General features: G+C 66.6%; 19 protein-coding genes and 1 tRNA gene. 14 read left to right on the top strand and 6 right to left on the bottom strand.

Features of this window, described 5'->3' with window-relative positions; translation table 11 throughout:
- Positions 1–101: 101 nt before the first annotated feature.
- On the bottom strand, positions 102–1916 hold the full coding sequence (locus tag DM194_RS08095; protein WP_111066767.1) for a M3 family oligoendopeptidase: 1815 nt from the start codon (positions 1914–1916) through the stop codon (positions 102–104).
- 60 nt (positions 1917–1976) lie between these two features.
- A complete protein-coding gene (locus tag DM194_RS08090) occupies positions 1977–2876 on the bottom strand; it encodes a LysR family transcriptional regulator ArgP (RefSeq protein ID WP_111066765.1) in 900 nt (299 codons plus the stop codon).
- A gap of 96 nt (positions 2877–2972) precedes the next feature.
- On the opposite strand from DM194_RS08090, the gene DM194_RS08085 reads away from it, so the two are divergent.
- The gene (locus DM194_RS08085; protein ID WP_111066763.1) at positions 2973–3626 is read left to right on the top strand and encodes a LysE/ArgO family amino acid transporter; all 654 of its coding nucleotides are present in this window, start codon (positions 2973–2975) and stop codon (positions 3624–3626) included.
- Here DM194_RS08085 and DM194_RS08080 read toward each other — a convergent pair.
- The gene (locus DM194_RS08080) at positions 3623–3979 is read right to left on the bottom strand and encodes a hypothetical protein (protein WP_111066761.1); all 357 of its coding nucleotides are present in this window, start codon (positions 3977–3979) and stop codon (positions 3623–3625) included. The genes DM194_RS08085 and DM194_RS08080 overlap by 4 nt on opposite strands.
- A 104-nt stretch (positions 3980–4083) precedes the next feature.
- On the opposite strand from DM194_RS08080, the gene DM194_RS08075 reads away from it, so the two are divergent.
- The gene (locus DM194_RS08075) at positions 4084–4545 is read left to right on the top strand and encodes a DUF3574 domain-containing protein (protein WP_111066759.1); all 462 of its coding nucleotides are present in this window, start codon (positions 4084–4086) and stop codon (positions 4543–4545) included.
- Between the two features lie 185 nt (positions 4546–4730).
- Entirely contained in the window at positions 4731–6668 is a 1938-nt protein-coding gene (locus DM194_RS08070; RefSeq protein ID WP_111066757.1) for a propionyl-CoA synthetase, read from the top strand.
- 70 nt (positions 6669–6738) lie between these two features.
- Here the strand turns inward: DM194_RS08070 and DM194_RS08065 are convergent, their stop codons facing one another.
- The gene (locus DM194_RS08065) at positions 6739–7392 is read right to left on the bottom strand and encodes a DsbA family oxidoreductase (protein ID WP_111066755.1); all 654 of its coding nucleotides are present in this window, start codon (positions 7390–7392) and stop codon (positions 6739–6741) included.
- A 167-nt stretch (positions 7393–7559) separates the two neighbouring features.
- Between DM194_RS08065 and DM194_RS08060 the strand changes: the two genes are divergently transcribed.
- Positions 7560–8021 (top strand): hypothetical protein, encoded by a 462-nt coding sequence (locus DM194_RS08060; protein ID WP_111066753.1) that lies wholly within the window; start codon positions 7560–7562, stop codon positions 8019–8021.
- 22 nt (positions 8022–8043) lie between these two features.
- Here the strand turns inward: DM194_RS08060 and DM194_RS08055 are convergent, their stop codons facing one another.
- Complete coding sequence (locus DM194_RS08055) at positions 8044–8442, bottom strand: hypothetical protein (RefSeq protein WP_246024144.1); 399 nt, start codon at positions 8440–8442, stop codon at positions 8044–8046.
- A 141-nt stretch (positions 8443–8583) separates the two neighbouring features.
- Positions 8584–8871 (bottom strand): hypothetical protein, encoded by a 288-nt coding sequence (locus DM194_RS08050; RefSeq protein ID WP_246024143.1) that lies wholly within the window; start codon positions 8869–8871, stop codon positions 8584–8586.
- A gap of 180 nt (positions 8872–9051) precedes the next feature.
- Between DM194_RS08050 and DM194_RS08045 the strand changes: the two genes are divergently transcribed.
- From DM194_RS08045 to nuoH, 10 genes are all read left to right on the top strand, one after another.
- Positions 9052–9279: a hypothetical protein gene (locus tag DM194_RS08045; RefSeq protein WP_111066751.1), complete on the top strand. Its 228-nt coding sequence runs from the start codon at positions 9052–9054 to the stop codon at positions 9277–9279.
- A 199-nt stretch (positions 9280–9478) separates the two neighbouring features.
- A tRNA-Asp gene (locus DM194_RS08040) sits at positions 9479–9555 on the top strand.
- 314 nt (positions 9556–9869) lie between these two features.
- Positions 9870–10238 (top strand): NADH-quinone oxidoreductase subunit A, encoded by a 369-nt coding sequence (locus DM194_RS08035; protein WP_014248419.1) that lies wholly within the window; start codon positions 9870–9872, stop codon positions 10236–10238.
- A complete protein-coding gene (locus DM194_RS08030) occupies positions 10229–10774 on the top strand; it encodes a NuoB/complex I 20 kDa subunit family protein (protein WP_174470176.1) in 546 nt (181 codons plus the stop codon). The genes DM194_RS08035 and DM194_RS08030 overlap by 10 nt, the downstream gene beginning before the upstream one ends.
- A 96-nt stretch (positions 10775–10870) precedes the next feature.
- Positions 10871–11500: an NADH-quinone oxidoreductase subunit C gene (locus DM194_RS08025; protein WP_111066749.1), complete on the top strand. Its 630-nt coding sequence runs from the start codon at positions 10871–10873 to the stop codon at positions 11498–11500.
- A gap of 107 nt (positions 11501–11607) precedes the next feature.
- Entirely contained in the window at positions 11608–12756 is a 1149-nt protein-coding gene (locus DM194_RS08020) for an NADH-quinone oxidoreductase subunit D (RefSeq protein ID WP_246024321.1), read from the top strand.
- Positions 12753–13397, top strand: a complete 645-nt coding sequence (gene nuoE / locus DM194_RS08015; RefSeq protein ID WP_111066746.1) for an NADH-quinone oxidoreductase subunit NuoE — start codon at positions 12753–12755, stop codon at positions 13395–13397. Before DM194_RS08020 ends, nuoE begins: the two co-directional genes overlap by 4 nt.
- 16 nt (positions 13398–13413) lie before the next feature.
- On the top strand, positions 13414–14703 hold the full coding sequence (gene nuoF / locus DM194_RS08010) for an NADH-quinone oxidoreductase subunit NuoF (protein WP_111066744.1): 1290 nt from the start codon (positions 13414–13416) through the stop codon (positions 14701–14703).
- Positions 14704–14718: 15 nt separating this feature from the next.
- Positions 14719–16782: an NADH-quinone oxidoreductase subunit NuoG gene (nuoG, locus tag DM194_RS08005; protein WP_111066742.1), complete on the top strand. Its 2064-nt coding sequence runs from the start codon at positions 14719–14721 to the stop codon at positions 16780–16782.
- Positions 16775–17785, top strand: a complete 1011-nt coding sequence (gene nuoH / locus DM194_RS08000) for an NADH-quinone oxidoreductase subunit NuoH (protein ID WP_111066740.1) — start codon at positions 16775–16777, stop codon at positions 17783–17785. The genes nuoG and nuoH overlap by 8 nt, the downstream gene beginning before the upstream one ends.
- The last annotated feature ends 68 nt before the right edge of the window (positions 17786–17853 follow it).

Below are 17853 nucleotides of genomic sequence, written 5' to 3'. Positions count from 1 at the left end.
GCTTCCTGAAACGAAGATGGCCTTCGGAGACGACGCTCCGAAGGCCACCATACCCGCACTGCCGTCATGGTCTCTTGACGTTGGTCAAGACGCCCGGATCGTCAGCCCTTCGCCTCGCTGGCCTCCAGCTCGTCGATGAAGCCGCGGATGACGCCGAGGCCCTTCTGCCAGAAGGCCGGGTCGGAGGCGTCCAGCCCGAAGGGAGCGAGCAGTTCCTTGTGGCGCAGCGTCCCGCCGGCCGACAGCATCGCCAGATACTTCTCGGCGAACCCCTTCTCCGCGTCCTGGTAGACGGCGTAGAGCGAGTTCACCAGGCAATCGCCGAAGGCATAGGCGTAGACATAGAAGGGCGAGTGGATGAAGTGGGGGATGTAGGACCAGTAGTGCCGGTATCCCTCGTCGAAGCGCAGCGCCGGGCCGAGGCTCTCGGTCTGCACCGCCATCCAGATCTCGCCGATGCGGTCCGACGTCAGTTCGCCCTCGCGCCGCTCGGTGTGGACGCGGCGTTCGAAATCGAAGAAGGCGATCTGGCGCACCACCGTGTTGAGCATGTCCTCGACCTTGCCGGCCAGCATGATGCGGCGGCGCTTCGGGTCGGTTTCCGCCGCCAGCAGGGCGCGGAAGGTCAGCATCTCGCCGAACACCGACGCGGTTTCCGCCAGCGTCAGCGGGGTGTCGGACAGGAAATGCCCCTGCTTGCCCGCCAGGATCTGGTGGACGCCATGCCCCAGCTCATGGGCCAGCGTCATCACGTCGCGGGTCTTGCCCTGGTAGTTGACCAGCAGATAGGGGTGGACGCTGGGCACGGTCGGGTGGGCGAAGGCGCCGGGCGCCTTGCCGGGACGAACCGGGGCGTCGATCCAGGGATTGTCGAAGAAGCGCTTGCCCAGGCTGGCGAGGTCGGGGGAGAACCGGCCATAGGCGCCGAGCACGATGTCGCGCGCCTCCTCCCACGGGATGCTGCGGTCGGCGTCCTCGGGCAGGGGGGCGTTGCGGTCCCAGTAATCAAGATGGTCCTGGCCGAACCACTTGGCCTTCATCGCATAATAGCGGTGGGACAGGTCGGGATAGGCGCCCTTGACGGCGGAAACCAGCGCGTCGACGACTTCATCCTCGACCCGGTTGGACAGGTTGCGGGCGGAGGTCGGCGTCGGGTAGTTGCGCCAGTCGTCCTCGATCTCCTTGTCCTTGGCCAGCGTGTTGGTGATCAGCGCGAACAGCCGCGCATTCTCGCCCAGCACCTTGCCCACCGCCTCGCCGGCCTCGCGGCGGACGGCGGGGTTGCGGTCGGACAGGCGGTTCAGCGCCTCCGCACAGGTGAGCTCCTTCCCGCCCATGGGGAAGCGCAGGCTGGCGATGGTTTCGTCGAACAGGCGGTTCCAGGCGGCGCGGCCGACGACATGCTTCTCGTGCAGCAGCCGCTCGATCTCGTCGGACAGCTGGTGGTCGCGGTAGAGGCGGACGTCGCGCAGCCAGGGCTCGTAATGGCGCAGGGCCGCGGACGCCTTCTGCTTGGCCGCCAGATCGGCCTCGTTCAGCCGGTTGATCTCCAGCGTGAAGAAGATCAGGTGGGCGGAGATGTCGTTCACCCGCTCCTGCGCCGACTGGTAGAACTTGGCGATGGTCGGGTCGACCATGTTGCCGTTGTAGACCAGCCCGGCATAGGACATGACGCGCGACAGCGTCTCGTCGATCTCCTCATAGCTGCGGATCGCAGCGGCCAGCTCGTCGCCCTTCAGCGTGGCCAGCTTGCCGGCATAGCGTTCGCGGAAGGCCTTGCACTCCCGTTCCATCCGGTCGAGGTCGGCCTTCAGCTCCGGCGACTCCATGCCGGGATAGAGGTCGCTCAGGTCCCAGGTGGGAAGCGCACCCAGTTCGGCGGTGTCGTTTGCGGCCGTGGCGGCGCTGCTGGTCATCGAATCCCTCCAGAGATAGGTTGGATCCATATAAGCGCGCGCGCGCCGCGGGCAAAGTGCTCATGCGGGGCCGTGCAGAGTCCGCCGGCCGGCGCGCAGGACGGCACGCGACAGCTCGGCCAGCGCCGCCCCGGCGATGCGGCTCTGCTGCCAATGGAGCGGCACGTCCAGCGGGCGGCCGGGCGCCAGCTCCACCAGCCGGCCGACAGCGAGATGGTCGGCCACCAGCGGGTCGGGATTCATGCCCCATCCCAGCCCGGCCAGCGCCCCGTCGACGAAGGCGTGGGTGGAGGGCAGCCAGTGGGTGGGCGGGGTCGGCAGCCGCGACTCGTGGCCGTCCAGCACCGTCCGCAGCCATTGCGCCTGCAGGCTGTCCTTGCGGTTGAAGGTCAGGCAGGGCGCGCGGGACAGGGCGTCGGCAGTGACGCCCTCCGGGAAATGGCGGCGCACATAGTCGGGGCTGGCGGTCGCGCGGTAGCGCAGCGCCCCCAGCGGATGGCTGTCGCAGCCGGGAACCGGCGCCGCGCTGGCGGTGACGGCGGCCAGCACCTCGCCCTTGCGCAGCCATTCGGCGCTGTGGTCCTGGTCGTCGAGAACCAGATCGAACAGGCAGCCGGGCAATTCGGCCATCGCCGCGACGAACCAGGTGGCGAGGCTATCGGCGTTCACCGCGATGCGCAAAGTGGCCGGCCCCTCCGCCGGCATAAGGCCGGGCAGGGCGCCGCGCAATTCGCTTTCCAGCAGGGTCACCCGCTCCACATGCTGGCACAGGCGCTGACCGGCCGCGGTTCCGGTGCAGGGCTGGCCGCGCACGACCAGGACGCTGCCCAGCCGCTCCTCCAGCAGCTTGACCCGTTGCGACACCGCCGACGGAGTGACGTGCAGCTGCTGGGCGGCGCGTTCGAAGCTGCCGGTGCGGATCACGGCGGCCAGCGCCGTCAGCAGCGGATAGTCCAGCATGGATTAGCTCCGCTTAATCGGGGAAAGGAGGATTAAGTAGGGCAAAGGCTGGCCGGATGGTAGCGGATCGGCATCCACCGACTCTGGAACCGCGTCATGACCGATCCCTTCGCCTCCTCCCTGTTTTCCTCCACCCTGCTCACCGCCTTCCTGCCGGGCCTCTTCCTTGGATTCAGCCTGATCGTCGCCATCGGGGCGCAGAACGCCTTCGTGCTGCGTCAGGGCTTGCGCAACGAACATGTGCTGGCGATCTGCGCCACCTGCGCCCTGTCCGACGCGCTGCTGATCCTGGTCGGCGTGAGCGGTTTCGCCACCGCCGGGGCGCGCTGGCCATGGCTGGAGCCGGTGATGCGCTATGCCGGCGCCGCGTTCCTGCTGGTCTACGGGTTGCGCAGCGCCCGGTCCGCGCTTCGCAACGGGAGCGGACTGGCTCCGGCGGGGCAGGAGCCGGCGGGGCTGCTGCCGGCGCTGCTCACCTGTCTGGCGCTGACCTGGCTGAACCCGCATGTCTATCTGGACACGGTGGTGCTGGTCGGCTCCGTCTCCACCCGCTTCGCCGAGGCGCGGGGCGCCTTCGCGCTGGGAGCGATGACGGCGTCCTTCCTGTTCTTCTTCGCGCTCGGCTATGGCGCCCGGCTGCTGCGCCCGCTCTTCGCCCGGCCGGCATCCTGGCGGGTGATGGACGGCCTCATCGCGCTGGTGATGTGGGCCATCGCGGCGGGATTGCTGATGGGCGAGGCCGGAGCTTAAGCGTGCTCCCCCTCCTGCGCCCGCTTGATCGCGGCCTCCACGCATTGCAGGTGCAGCTTCTTGCGGGCGAGCTGGCGGGCGCGGCGCTCCTCCAGGTCGGTGGTCGCCATCGCTTCGATGCTGCAGCCGCGCCAGCCGTTGGCGTCCAGCGCGCGGGCGACCTCCGCATAGCCGAAATAGCCCTTCTCCGGCTGCTCCCACGGCGCGCGGAAATCGGCGCGGCGCAGGACGAAGCGGTTGGACTGGCTGCCGCCGCCCAGGTTGGTCAGGCGGGCCACGATCAGACGTTCGCCGTTGCCGTGAACGACGGTCAGGATCGGGCGAATCCCGGTGATGGGTGGATCGGTAGCCATGATCCATGCATAACGGTCCGGGGGCGTCCTGACCAGAGCATCGCTGACGATCGCGCCCCCGCCCGCCTTGACGCGCCACCCCGCGCCCGAACGGAGAACTGCCGATGCGTCCCGTCCCGACGCTGCCGTCCGCTCTTATCCCGCTCCTCCTGCTGGGCGCGCCGGCCGCGGCGCAACTGGCGCCCCCGCAGCCCGTCTTCGCTCCGGCCGCGGTGCCGCTGACCTGCGAAGTCTATTCCGCCGCTCCGATGATCGAGGCCCAGCTGTTCTTCGGCCGCAACATCGGCGCGGATGTCGGCGTCAGCGACCATGACTGGGCCGAATTCCTGGATGGCGAGGTGACGCCGCGCTTCCCCAACGGCCTGACCGTTATCGACGCTTCGGGCCACTGGCGGGACAGCGAGAACGGCCGGCTGATCCGGGAACCCAGCAAGGTGCTCACCCTTCTCGCCGAAAGCGGGCCGGCGACCCTGACGCTCCTCCGCGAAATCGTCGATTCGTACAAGGAGCGGTTCCACCAGCAGTCGGTCGGACTCGCCATACGGCCGGTCTGTGTTTCCTTCTGAATTCCAGGTTCCAGAACAGCATTTCACCATTGGGGAATGCGACAGCTCGCCGCACCCCCGACCTTCTGACATTTGCCTGCACTTATGCTTTTGTCGCAGATTGTGGAGGCTGCGTAGCTGATCGTTTCGCGGCCGAGAGGAAAACGCACCGAATAGTACCAAAATAGAACGAGGGACGCCCTGCCATGAGCCCGACCGCCAGCACCACGACTGCAGAGCTTTTCGACCAGATGCATGCCCGCTCCCTGTCGGACCCCGCCGGGTTCTGGGGCGAGGCGGCGAAGGACATTTCCTGGTTCAAGCCGTGGGACAAGGTGCTGGACGACAGCAGCGCGCCCTTCTACCGCTGGTTCACCGGCGGGGAGCTGAACACCTGCTACAACGCGGTGGACCGCCATGTGGAGGCCGGGCGCGGCGCGCAGGCGGCGATCATCTATGACAGCCCGGTCACACAGACCGTCCAGACCATCACCTATGCCGAACTGCAGGACCAGGTCGCCCACTTCGCCGGCGCGCTGCGCGCCCAGGGCGTGGAGAAGGGCGACCGCGTCCTCCTCTACATGCCGATGATTCCGCAGTCGCTGGTCGCCATGCTGGCCTGCGCCCGCCTGGGCGCCGTGCATTCGGTGGTGTTCGGCGGCTTCGCCCCGCACGAACTGGCGACCCGGATCGACGACGCGAAGCCGAAGGCCATCGTCTCGGCCTCCTGCGGCATCGAGCCGAACCGCATCGTCAAGTACAAGCCGATGCTGGACTCGGCCATCGAACAGTCGGCCCACAAGCCCAGCAGCGTCATCGTCTGGCAGCGCCCGCAGGAGACGGCGACGCTGGTCGCCGGCCGCGACGTCGATTGGGCGGAGGCGGTGGCGAAGGCCGAGCCGGCGGAATGCGTGCCGGTCAAGGCGACCGACCCGCTCTACATCCTCTACACCTCCGGCACGACCGGCCAGCCCAAGGGCGTGGTGCGCGACAACGGCGGCCATGCGGTGGCGCTGCGCTGGACCATGACCAACATCTACAACGTCAAGCCCGGGGAGGTTTACTGGGCGGCGTCCGATGTAGGCTGGGTCGTCGGCCATTCCTACATCGTCTATGCGCCGCTGCTGACCGGCTGCACCACCGTGGTGTTCGAAGGCAAGCCGGTCGGCACTCCCGATCCGGGCACCTTCTGGCGGGTGATCGAGCAGCACAAGGTGGGCACGCTGTTCACCGCGCCCACCGCCTTCCGCGCCATCAAGCGCGAGGATCCGGACGCCAATTACCTGAAGAAGTACGATCTGTCGCATTTCCGCGCCCTGTTCCTGGCCGGCGAGCGGTCGGATCCCGACACGCTGCACTGGGCCGAGGACAATCTGAACGTTCCGGTCATCGACCACTGGTGGCAGACCGAGACCGGCTGGGCGATCTCCGGCAACCCGCTGGGCGTTCACCTGTTCCCGATCAAGTACGGCTCCGCCACCCGTCCGATGCCGGGCTGGGACGTGCGGGTGCTGAACGCAGAGCTGAAGGAGGTTCCGCGCGGCGACATCGGCGCCATCTGCGTCAAGCTGCCGCTGCCTCCGGGCACGCTGCCGACCCTGTGGAACGCCGACGAGCGCTTCAAGAAGTCCTACCTCGCCGATTACCCCGGCTATTACCAGACCGGCGACGCCGGCTTCATCGACGACGACGGCTATGTCTATGTCATGGCCCGCACCGACGACATCATCAACGTCGCCGGCCACCGCCTGTCCACCGGCGCCATGGAAGAGGTGCTGTCGAGCCACAAGGACGTCGCCGAATGCGCGGTGATCGGCGTGGCCGACGACCTGAAGGGACAGGTGCCGCTGGGCTTCGTCTGCCTGAAGGCCGGCGTCACCCGCCCGCACGAGGAGATCGTCAAGGAGGTCGTCCAGCTGGTGCGCGAGCAGATCGGACCGGTCGCCGACTTCAAGCGCGCCCTGGTGGTCGATCGTCTGCCGAAGACGCGGTCGGGCAAGATCCTGCGCGGCACCATGCAGAAGATCGCCGACAGCCAGGACTACAAGATGCCCGCGACCATCGACGATCCGGGCATCCTGCCGGAGATCGCCGAGGCGCTGAAGACGCTGGGCTACGCCAAGACCAGCAGCACTCCGGCCTGATCTGGGGTCCGGCGGTACAAAACGAGGAAAAGGGGCGGCTTCCCGGCCGCCCTTTTTCAATTCCGGGGTATCAGCAGGAGACGACCGACAGATTCTCCGGTTCTTCGCTGCCGAGGTCGAGCAGCGGCAGGAAGCTCGCCGGTTCCTGCGCGCCGGACAGCGCGTAGCGGCGGTTGAAGATGTAGCAGGGCACCGCCTGCAACCCCATCTGGCGGGCCAGCGCGTCGGCGGCATGCACCGAAGCCGTTTCGGCGTCGGTGGACAGCTGGCGCCGCGTCTCGACGAAATCCATGCCCAGCCCGGCGGCGACGCTGGCCAGCGCGTCCCGGTCGCCGATGTCCACGCCCTCGACGAAATAGGCGGCGAACAGCGCATCGGCCATCGCGTTGCCCAACCCATGGCGTCCGGCGATGCGGACCAGCCGGTGCGCGTCGAAGCTGTTGGGCGTGCGCTGGATGCGGTCGAGCGCCAGCGGCAGCCCGTCGCGCGCCGCCGTATCCTCCACCACCCGGTGGATCTGCCGTGCCCGCTCCCCGCCGCCGAACTTCGCGGCCAGATAATCATCGCGCGACATTCCTGAACGCGGCATGTCCGGGTTCAGCTGGAAGGGCTGCCAGCGGATTTCGGGTCGCAGGCCGGGCCGCTGGGCAAGCGCGCGGTCGAGCCGGCGCTTGCCGATGTAGCACCAGGGGCAGATCAGGTCGGCGAAGGTTTCGATCAGCATCCCGCCACTATCCGCGCCTCTCCGGCCCTCGGCAACCGCTTCTTCCATTCCTTCCGCAGAGCGCAAGACGCTCCGCAACCGTTTGTTAACCGAGTTGGACCGACAGTCCTCAATGGTTCTCGCAGTCCGATAGCGGCTGTCGGACATATCCCGGTGGACGGTTCCCGATGAGCAATTCCTACGTCGACGGCAAGGTCCGCGAAGCGATCCTGGCGGCCAAGGGCAGCCGGATGAACGCGCAGAAGATCCTGATGGCCTGGGCGGTCGAGGATCCCGACCTGCTGCGCGGGATCGCGCAGCCCTTCCTGAAGGCCATCGCCGCGGCCGCCATCGAGCGTGCAGGCCGTCCGCCCAGCCGGAGCGCGGCTGCGCGTCCGGCCGCCGGCGGCGGCGGGGCAGGGGGCAGGGGGCCGTCGGCCTCGGGCCTCAGCCGCGACGCGCTTGAAAACCTGCTGAACCAGTTGGGCCGCGATTCGGGTGACCCGGTTCCCCAGCGTGGAGCCCCCGCCGGCAAGGCCGCGGCGGCTGCGAAGGGGGCGACCGTTCACGACGCTCCGGCCGGCGGTCCGACGCATGAGAAGGCGATGATGGCGATCGCCAAGGCCTTCGTCGCCAAGAAGGTGCGCTGAACGGCGCCGAACGGCCGAATGCTCAGGTTCCGCCGTTCGCGGTATAGGGCGTGGCGTCGTCGAACAGGCTCTTCCGGCGCGGCACCGTGCGGACATCCGGCGGCGGGCTGGCGAGCGAGGTGTTGCCGTTGCGGTAGGGATCGGGAATGTGGTGGCAATCCACATCGGCCAGCGTGCGATAGCAATAGATCCGCGAGCGGTCGATCTCCAGCTTGTCCGGACAATAGTCGCCGCTCTGCTCGAAGCTGATGATCGAACAATCGCGGCCGGTCGCCGCCGACACCAGATGATCGCCGATGGTCTTTTTGGTGGCGTTCAGCGTCACCACATCCGCGCCGGCCGCCGCCAGCCCGAGCGGGGAGGTGCAGCCGGCCAACGCCATAACCGGCACTGCCGCCGCAATGGCCAGCCAACCCCGCATCGACGCCGTCCGTCCCCTGCCCATCGTCATCCGGCCCCTGTTGCCTTGCGCGAACCGCTTCTGGTCCGCCGCATTCCGCAATTGCGCGCGAGCGCGGTTAACAAGCGGTGAATTCACTCCTACGGCCTGCCCTTGAGGCGCTCAGCGAGCCAGGGCGCAGATGCGCGACCGGCACTGTACGACGACGAAGGCGTCCTTGTCCTCGCTGCAGCCGATCTTGAAGGTCGTCGAACCTTCGCGCCCGACGGTGTAGCGCAGCACCTCGACCTTGGACGGGGTGCAGTTGCCCATGGACTTGGCGATCTCCTTCGCTTCCGCCTGAGCGGCGGAAACATTGGATGCCGCCAGCGACGGCCCGGCCGCCATTACGAGACCGGCGGTCAGCAGGGCGGTGGAGAGGCGGCGAGGGAATGTGCTGTGGATGGGCATGGGCTCACTATCGCACGGGCGGCTTCGACTCGGAAGGGGTGCCTCCGAAATGTCGCAGCGTCGCGATTCCCGCCGCCCCGGTCCCGCCGAGCTGCTATTTTGAATCATCAGCCGAACCGCGGCGGCAAAAGGCCGTATGCGGAACCGGCGGCGCAAGAGATATGGCACGAGGGGAAACGCATGACTTCGAACGACCGGCCGCTCGGCGACCGTATCCTCGCCGCACTCGAACTGGCGCTGGAACAACAGCATCTGGACGTCGCCGAGCATCTGGCCCGCGCCCTGGAAGAAACGCTGACTCGGTTCGGTGGACCAGATGCCGTCGACCACCGTGAATTGTCGACCGGCATGATTCAGGCCTTCGACCGCCTGGAAGCGATGCGCAAGGAAGCGCATCGGCTGCCTTGAGCGGGGCGGCGGAACGGCCCGAACCCGAACCGCCGGCCCGGCATTAATTTTTTGCAATTTGGTGGTTGACAGGCGGCCTCCCGGGCGACTACAAACCGCCCACCGAACGACGGGGGCCTCAACGGTCCGGGTGGAAAACAGCAGTCGGTTCAAAGCGTTGGCTTTCGGATCGATTGATTTTCAAGCCCAGTCGCTCAGCGCGGGTGTAGCTCAGTTGGTTAGAGCGCCGGCCTGTCACGCCGGAGGCCGCGGGTTCAAGTCCCGTCACTCGCGCCACTCTCCCTTAGAAAATTCGACGACATTCGCCAGTAAGGCGCAAGGACTCGCTGATCGCGGGTCCTTTTTCGTATGCGAATAGTCTTCCCTTTGCCCTTTTTTAAAAACATGGTATTACCAGGATCTAGCGAGAGGATCGGCTTGTCCTTCCGCGTAGTGAAAAGCGATTCAAACCGCTTTCCTTGCCCACGGTCTCGGCATATATTCCGGCCCGTCTGATGGGCTAATCCAAGGCATGGCTGCCACGGCTTTGCGCTTCCGCCGATTTCCGGCTGGAACGGCGCCCGTGGTCGTGGGCTTATGGGAGGAATGCGGTGTCGACTCCGCTGATCATTGAGTATCTTCCGATCCTGGTGTTTCTGCTGATCGGCATCGCGCTGGCCGCGGTGATGGTTGGGGCATCCTACGTCATCAGCCCGAAGAACCCGGACGCCGAGAAGGTATCCCCCTACGAATGCGGCTTCGAGCCATTCGAGGATGCGCGCACCAAGTTCGACGTGCGGTTCTATCTGGTCTCGATCCTGTTCATCATCTTCGACCTTGAAGTCGCCTTCCTGTTCCCGTGGGCCATCGCCCTCGGCGACATCGGGCTGTTCGGCTTCTGGTCGATGATGCTGTTCCTGGGCATCCTGACCATCGGCTTCATCTATGAGTGGAAGAAAGGAGCTCTGGAATGGGAGTAGAGGTCGCCAAGCCGCTGGCGCCGATTCCGCCCGGACCGGAACAGGACGCCTACATCCGCGCGGTCTCCGACGAGATCCAGGACAAGGGCTTCGTGCTGGCGAAGTACGAGGACCTGCTGGCCTGGGCCCGGACGGGCTCGCTGTGGCCGATGACCTTCGGTCTGGCCTGCTGCGCGGTGGAGATGATCCACGCCTATATGAGCCGGTATGACCTGGACCGTTTCGGCGTGATCCCGCGTCCCAGCCCGCGCCAGTCCGACTGCATGATCGTCGCCGGCACCCTGACCAACAAGATGGCCCCCGCGCTCCGCAAGGTCTACGACCAGATGCCGGAACCGCGCTGGGTGATCTCCATGGGGTCCTGCGCCAACGGCGGCGGTTATTATCACTATTCCTACGCCGTGGTTCGTGGCTGCGACCGGATCGTTCCGGTCGACATCTATGTGCCCGGCTGCCCGCCGACGGCGGAGGCGCTGATCTACGGCATCCTCCAGCTCCAGAAGAAGATCAAGCGCGGCAATCGCATCGCCCGCTGACCACGGCGTCCCGTTCCGCATCCGGGCTTTCTGCGGCCCGGCGGCGGTGCGAACGACAAGCGCGCTGAAGACAAGTAGGAAGGCAGGGTCCCACCCATGTCCGAACAGGCGTTGAAGGAACTCGGGGACGTCATCGCGGCCAAACTCGGCGGCGACGTCCTGAAGGTCGAGGTGAGGCTCGGCGAGCTGATGGTGACGGTCAAACGGCCGGCCATCCTGACGGTGCTCACCGCGCTGCGCGACGATCCGGCCATCCGGTTCGAGCAGCTGACCGACATCACCGCGGTCGATTACCCGGACCGCGTCGAGCGGTTCGAGGTCGTCTATCAGCTGCTCAGCTACACCCACAACCGTCGCATGCGCGTGAAGCTGGCGACCGACGAGGACACCCCCGTCCCGTCGGCCGTTGCCGTCTTCAGCGCCGCCAACTGGTTCGAGCGCGAGGTTTGGGACCTGTTCGGCATCTTCTTCGAGAATCACCCGGACCTGCGCCGCATCCTCACCGACTACGGGTTCGAGGGGCACCCCTTCCGCAAGGACTTCCCGCTGACCGGCTATGTCGAAGCCCGGTACGACGAGGACCAGAAGCGCGTGATCTACGAGCCGGTTCGTCTGACCCAGGATTTCCGCGCCTTCGACTTCCTCAGCCCGTGGGAAGGCATGACCAACGTCATGCTGCCCGGCGATGAGAAGGCGGCCCTCCAGGACGGGAGCAAGAAGCCGTGAGCATGACCGTTTCGACCGAATCGGCGACCGGCGTCGTCACGACTGGTCCGAGCGGGCCGATCAGCGCGTCCGGGCCCGAGACCAAGACGCAGATCAAGCCCTACACGATGAATTTCGGGCCGCAGCACCCGGCCGCCCACGGCGTGCTCCGTCTGGTGATGGAGCTGAACGGCGAGGTGGTGGAGCGCTGCGATCCGCATATCGGCCTGCTGCACCGCGGCACCGAAAAGCTGATCGAGTACAAGACCTACGTCCAGGCCGTGCCGTATTTCGACCGCCTGGACTATGTCAGCCCGATGTGCATGGAGCACGCCTATGTGCTCGGCATCGAGAACCTGCTGCAGATCAAGGCGCCGCTGCGCGCCCAGTACATCCGCGTGCTGTTCTCGGAGATCACGCGCATCCTGAACCACATCCTGTCGATCACGACGGGTGCGCTCGACGTCGGCGCCATCACGCCGGCCCTGTGGGGCTTCGAGGAACGCGAAATCCTCATGGAGTTCTACGAGCGGGTTTCGGGCGCCCGTCTGCACGCCAACTATTTCCGGCCGGGCGGCGTCGCCTGGGACCTGCCGGACGGGCTGCTGGACGACATCTGGGCCTTCACCGAGCGTTTTCCGAAGTTCATGGACGACCTCGAGAGCCTGCTGAGCGAGAACCGCATCTTCAAGCAGCGCACGGTCGACATCGGCATCGTCACCAAGGAGGAGGCGCTCGACTGGGCCTTCACCGGTCCGATGCTGCGCGGCTCCGGCGTCGCCTGGGATCTGCGCAAGTCGCAGCCCTACGAGGTCTACGACCGCATGGAGTTCGACGTCCCGGTCGGCCTGACCGGCGACTGCTGGGCGCGCTATCTCGTGCGCATGGAGGAGATGCGGCAGTCGCTGCGCATCATCCGCCAGTGCTGCAAGGAGATGCCGGCCGGTCCGTACAAGATCGAGGACCGCAAGGTGTCGCCGCCGCCGCGCGGCGAGATGAAGCGCTCGATGGAAGCGCTGATCCACCACTTCAAGCTCTTCACCGAGGGCTTCCACGTCCCCGCCGGCGAGACCTACACCGCCATCGAAGCGCCCAAGGGCGAGTTCGGCGTGTATCTGGTGTCCGACGGCACCAACAAGCCCTACCGCTGCAAGATCCGCGCGCCGGGCTTCGCCCATCTTCAGGGCCTGGACTTCATGTCGAAGGGTCACATGCTGGCCGACGCCGTCGCCAACATCGCCTCGATGGACATCGTTTTCGGAGAAATCGATCGATGAGCGCGCCCGCTTCCGATCACGGCCACGCCGAGCCGACCAGCTTCACCTTCACTCCGGAAAACCTGGAGCTGGCGAAGCGCATCATCGCCAAATACCCGGAGGGCAAGCAGGCCAGCGCCTGCATGCCGCTGCTGGACGTGGCCCAGCGCCAGAACGGCGGCTGGCTGCCGCGCGTCGCCATGGACGCCGTGGCCGACCTGCTCGGCATGCCGCGCATCCGCGTGTACGAGGTCGCGACCTTCTACACGATGTACAACAAGAACCCGGTCGGCAGGCACCACATCCAGGTCTGCACCACCACGCCCTGCTGGCTGCGCGGGTCGGACGACATCGTCCACACCTGCAAGAAGAAGCTCGGCATCGAGGTGGGCGAGACCACGGCCGACGGCCAGTTCACCCTGGGCGAGGTCGAATGCTCGGGCGCCTGCGTCAACGCCCCGGTCGTGCAGATCGGTGACGATTACTACGAAGACGTGGCCCCGGAGCACATGGAACGCATCCTCGACGCGCTGGCGCGCGGCGAGACGCCGAAGCCCGGTTCGCAGATCGGCCGTCAGTCCTCGGAGCCGGTCGGCGGCCCGACGACGCTGAAGGCTTTCACCACCGCGCAAGCGGGCGCCACCACGCAAGCGGACGATTGAGGGGGAGGAGACAGCGATGCTTCGCGATGAGGACCGCATCTTCACCAACCTCTACGGCTACCAGGACTTCGGTCTCGAGGCGGCCCGCAAGCGCGGTGATTGGGACAACACGGCGTCCTTCCTGGCCCAGGGCCGGGATTGGATCATCGAGCAGGTGAAGGAATCGGGGCTGCGCGGCCGCGGCGGCGCCGGCTTCTCGACCGGCATGAAGTGGTCCTTCATGCCGAAGAACGTGACCGACAAGCCCGTCTACCTCGTCATCAACGCCGACGAGGGCGAGCCCGGCACCTGCAAGGACCGCGACATCCTGCGCCACGATCCGCACAAGCTGATCGAAGGCTGCCTGATCGCCGGTTTCGCCATCGGTGCCAGCGCCTGCTACATCTACATCCGCGGCGAGTTCTACAACGAGGGTTCCAACGTCCAGCGCGCCATCGACGAGGCGTATGCTGCGGGGCTGATCGGCAAGAACGCCTGCGGCACCGGCTACAGCTACGACGTCTACATCCACCGCGGTGCGGGCGCGTATATCTGCGGCGAGGAAACCGCGCTCATCGAGTCGATCGAGGGCAAGAAGGGCCAGCCGCGCAACAAGCCGCCGTTCCCCGCCCAGGCCGGTCTCTATTCCTGCCCGACCACGGTGAACAACGTCGAATCCATCGCGGTGGTTCCCACCATCCTGCGTCGCGGCGCCTCCTGGTTCGCCGGCCTCGGCCGTCCGAAGAACTCGGGCACCAAGCTCTTCTGCATCTCCGGGCACGTCAACAAGCCGTGCAACGTGGAAGAGGAGATGGGCATCCCGCTGAAGGAGCTGATCGAGAAGCATGCCGGCGGCGTGCGCGGCGGCTGGGACAACCTGCTGGGCATCATCCCCGGCGGCTCGTCGGTTCCGGTCCTGCCGAAGTCGATCTGCGACACCGTCCTGATGGACTTCGATAGCCTGCGCGAAGTGCAGTCCGGCCTCGGCACCGCCGCTGTGATCGTGATGGACAAGTCCACCGACATCGTGAAGGCCATCGCCCGCCTGTCGCAGTTCTACGCGCATGAGTCCTGCGGCCAGTGCACGCCGTGCCGCGAGGGCACCGGCTGGATGAGCCGCGTCATGCAGCGCATGGTCACCGGCAATGCGCGCATGGAAGAGATCGACATGCTGCTGCAGGTCACCAAGCAGGTCGAGGGCCACACCATCTGCGCGCTCGGCGACGCCGCCGCCTGGCCGATCCAGGGCCTGTTCCGCCACTTCCGTCCGGAGGTCGAGCGGCGCATCCAGGCCTACCGCAACAGCGCCCCGCTGGCGGCCGAGTAAGGAGTTCCCGTTCCCATGCCGAAACTGACCATCGACGGGATCGAGATCGAGGTCGAACCGGGCACCTCGATCCTCCAGGCTTGCGAGCAGCTGGGGATCGAGATTCCGCGCTTCTGCTACCACGAGCGTCTCAGCGTGCCGGCCAACTGCCGCATGTGCCTGGTGGAGATGGAGCGCGCGCCCAAGCCGGTCGCGTCCTGCGCCATGCCCTGCGGCGACGGAATGGTCGTCCGCACCAACAGCGAGACCGTCCTGAAGGCCCGCAAGGGCGTCATGGAGTTCCTGCTGATCAACCACCCGCTGGATTGCCCGATCTGCGACCAGGGCGGCGAGTGCGATCTGCAGGACCAGGCCATGGCCTATGGCTTCGACCGCGGCCGCTACGGCGAGAACAAGCGGGCGGTCAAGGACAAGTATATGGGTCCGGTCATCAAGACCATCATGACCCGTTGCATCCATTGCACCCGCTGCATCCGCTTCATCAACGAAGTGGCCGGTGTTCCCGATGTCGGCGCCGTCTATCGCGGCGAGCATATGGAGATCACCACCTTCGTCGAGAAGGCGATCGGTTCGGAGCTGTCGGGCAACCTCGCCGACGTCTGCCCGGTCGGTGCGCTGACCCACAAGCCCTACGCCTTCACGGCGCGCCCGTGGGAACTGCGCAAGACCGAGACCATCGACGTCCTCGACGCCGTCGGCTCGAACATCCGCGTCGACGCCCGCGGCGCCGAGGTGATGCGCGTCCTGCCGCGCGTGAACGACGACATCAACGAGGAGTGGCTGAACGACAAGAGCCGCTACTCCTATGACGGTCTGAAGCGCCAGCGCCTGGACCGCCCCTACATCCGCCAGAACGGCAAGCTGGTCCCGGCCAGCTGGGCCGAGGCCTTCACCGCCATCGCGGCGCGCCTGAAGGGCCTGCCCGGCAACCGCATCGCCGCCATCTCCGGCGATCTGGTCGACGTCGAGGCGCAGTTCGCCCTGAAGGAGCTGCTGTCGCGTCTGGGGTCGGCGAATCTGGATTGCCGCCAGGACGGTGCGCGGTTCGACACCTCGGTGCGCGCCGGCTACCTGTTCAACTCGGGCATCGCCGGCATCGAGAAGGCCGACGTCATCCTGCTGGTCGGCACCAACCCGCGCTGGGAAGGCACGCTGGTCAACGCCCGCATCCGCAAGCGCTATCTGGCCGGCGGCGTCACCATCGCCTCCATCGGCGAGCAGCGTGACCTGACCTATCCCTACAGCGTGATCGGCTCCGGTCCGGAGACGCTGCAGCAGCTGGTCGACGGCAGCCATCCGTTCGCCGAGACCCTGCGCGCCGCCAAGAATCCGATGATCATCGTCGGCATGGGCGCCTTCCAGCGCGCCGACGGTCTGGCGGTGCAGGCCGCCGCCCGTCTGGTCGGCGAGGCCTACGGCATGTTCCGCGACGACTGGAACGGCTTCAACGTCCTGCACACCGCCGCGGCGCGTGTCGGCGGCATCGAAGTCGGCTTCCTGCCGGGCGAGGGCGGCCGCGACGTTCATGGCATCCTCGACGGCGCGTCGAAGGGCGAGATCGACGTGGTCTACCTGCTGGGCGCCGACGAGATCGACATGGGCCGGCTGGGCAACGCCTTCGTCGTCTATCAGGGCCATCACGGCGATGCCGGCGCCCATCGCGCCGACGTCATCCTGCCGGGTGCCGCCTACACCGAAAAGAACGCGGTCTACGTCAACACCGAAGGCCGTCCGCAGCTCGCCCGCCTCGCGGTCTTCCCGCCCGGCGAGGCGCGCGAGGACTGGAAGATCGTCCGCGCCCTGTCGGAAGTCCTGGGCACCACGCTGCCCTTCGACACCCACGGCCAGCTGCGCCAGCGTCTGATGGCGGCGAACCCGATCTTCGGCGCGGTCGGCGAGATGACCCCGGCCGCCTGGGCGCCCTTCGGCGCGCAGGGCCCGGTGGACGCCGCTCCCTTCGTGACGCCGATCTCCAACTTCTACATGACCGACCCGATCAGCCGGGCATCGGTGACGATGGCCAACTGCACGGAAGCGCTGGTGGGCCCTGCTCAGGAAAGGACTGGCACCCATGGCTGAGTTCTGGAGCGGCTTCCTCCTGCCGCTGATCATTATGGTCCTGCAAATCCTGGCGATCATCGTGCCGCTGCTGGTGGCCGTCGCCTTCATGACCTATGCCGAGCGCAAGATCATGGGCGCGATGCAGCTGCGCCAGGGGCCGGCAATCGTGGGCCCGTTCGGCCTGATGCAGCCCTTCGCCGACGGCCTGAAGCTGTTCGCGAAGGAGCAGGTTCTGCCGGAAGGCGCCAACCGCATCGTCTTCTACATCGCGCCGATGCTGACCTTCTTCCTGGCGCTGATCGCCTGGGCGGTCATCCCGTTCGACTACGGGGTGGTGCTGTCCAACATCAACGTCGGCGTGCTGTACCTGTTCGCGATTTCGTCGCTGGGCGTGTACGGCATCGTGATGGCCGGTTGGGCGTCGAACTCGCGCTACGCCTTCCTGGGCGCGCTGCGCTCCGCGGCGCAGATGGTGTCCTACGAGGTCTCGATGGGCCTCATCATCATCACCGTGCTGCTCTGCGTCGGCTCGCTGAACCTGACCGACATCGTGCACGCGCAGGAAAAGGTCTGGTTCGCCATCCCGCTGCTGCCGATGTTCGTGATGTTCTTCATCTCGGCGCTCGCGGAAACCAACCGCGCCCCCTTCGACCTGCCGGAAGGCGAGTCGGAACTGGTCGCCGGCTTCATGGTGGAGTACAGCTCCGCTCCCTTCGCGCTCTTCTTCCTTGGCGAATACGCCAACATGATCCTGATGAGCGCGATGACGAGCATCCTGTTCCTCGGCGGCTGGCTGCCCCCGCTGCCCTTCGCGCCCTTCACCTGGGTGCCGGGCATCGTGTGGTTCGCGCTGAAGATCGCGCTGTGCCTGTTCACCTTTGTCTGGGTTCGCGCCACCATGCCGCGCTACCGCTACGACCAGCTGATGCGGCTGGGTTGGAAGGTTTTCCTGCCCTTCTCGCTGTTCTGGGTCGTGCTGACCGCCGGCGTGCTGGTGACCTTCGACTTGCTGCCCAAGTAAGCGGCCCCCCGCAAAAGCAAGCACCGAACCCATCACTGATGTGTCGATTTGAGTGCCGGCGAGGCGTC

The sequence above is a fragment of the Azospirillum ramasamyi genome (genome assembly GCF_003233655.1).
In the GTDB taxonomy this organism is placed as follows: domain Bacteria; phylum Pseudomonadota; class Alphaproteobacteria; order Azospirillales; family Azospirillaceae; genus Azospirillum; species Azospirillum ramasamyi.
The sequence above is the reverse complement of the archived record's forward strand: the minus strand, read 5'-3'. Positions and strand labels throughout refer to the sequence as shown.

Coding starts and splice junctions, on each gene's coding strand:
- DM194_RS08060 (WP_111066753.1), top strand. CDS start 7,560: ATGAGCAATTCCTACGTCGACGGCAAGGTCCGCGAAGCGATCCTGGCG.
- DM194_RS08045 (WP_111066751.1), top strand. CDS start 9,052: ATGACTTCGAACGACCGGCCGCTCGGCGACCGTATCCTCGCCGCACTC.
- nuoH (WP_111066740.1), top strand. CDS start 16,775: ATGGCTGAGTTCTGGAGCGGCTTCCTCCTGCCGCTGATCATTATGGTC.
- DM194_RS08055 (WP_246024144.1), bottom strand. CDS start 8,442: ATGCGGGGTTGGCTGGCCATTGCGGCGGCAGTGCCGGTTATGGCGTTG.
- nuoE (WP_111066746.1), top strand. CDS start 12,753: ATGAGCGCGCCCGCTTCCGATCACGGCCACGCCGAGCCGACCAGCTTC.
- DM194_RS08075 (WP_111066759.1), top strand. CDS start 4,084: ATGCGTCCCGTCCCGACGCTGCCGTCCGCTCTTATCCCGCTCCTCCTG.
- nuoG (WP_111066742.1), top strand. CDS start 14,719: ATGCCGAAACTGACCATCGACGGGATCGAGATCGAGGTCGAACCGGGC.
- DM194_RS08070 (WP_111066757.1), top strand. CDS start 4,731: ATGAGCCCGACCGCCAGCACCACGACTGCAGAGCTTTTCGACCAGATG.
- DM194_RS08095 (WP_111066767.1), bottom strand. CDS start 1,916: ATGACCAGCAGCGCCGCCACGGCCGCAAACGACACCGCCGAACTGGGT.
- DM194_RS08090 (WP_111066765.1), bottom strand. CDS start 2,876: ATGCTGGACTATCCGCTGCTGACGGCGCTGGCCGCCGTGATCCGCACC.
- DM194_RS08050 (WP_246024143.1), bottom strand. CDS start 8,871: ATGCCCATCCACAGCACATTCCCTCGCCGCCTCTCCACCGCCCTGCTG.
- DM194_RS08025 (WP_111066749.1), top strand. CDS start 10,871: ATGTCCGAACAGGCGTTGAAGGAACTCGGGGACGTCATCGCGGCCAAA.
- DM194_RS08085 (WP_111066763.1), top strand. CDS start 2,973: ATGACCGATCCCTTCGCCTCCTCCCTGTTTTCCTCCACCCTGCTCACC.
- nuoF (WP_111066744.1), top strand. CDS start 13,414: ATGCTTCGCGATGAGGACCGCATCTTCACCAACCTCTACGGCTACCAG.
- DM194_RS08030 (WP_174470176.1), top strand. CDS start 10,229: ATGGGAGTAGAGGTCGCCAAGCCGCTGGCGCCGATTCCGCCCGGACCG.
- DM194_RS08065 (WP_111066755.1), bottom strand. CDS start 7,392: ATGCTGATCGAAACCTTCGCCGACCTGATCTGCCCCTGGTGCTACATC.
- DM194_RS08080 (WP_111066761.1), bottom strand. CDS start 3,979: ATGGCTACCGATCCACCCATCACCGGGATTCGCCCGATCCTGACCGTC.
- DM194_RS08020 (WP_246024321.1), top strand. CDS start 11,608: ATGAATTTCGGGCCGCAGCACCCGGCCGCCCACGGCGTGCTCCGTCTG.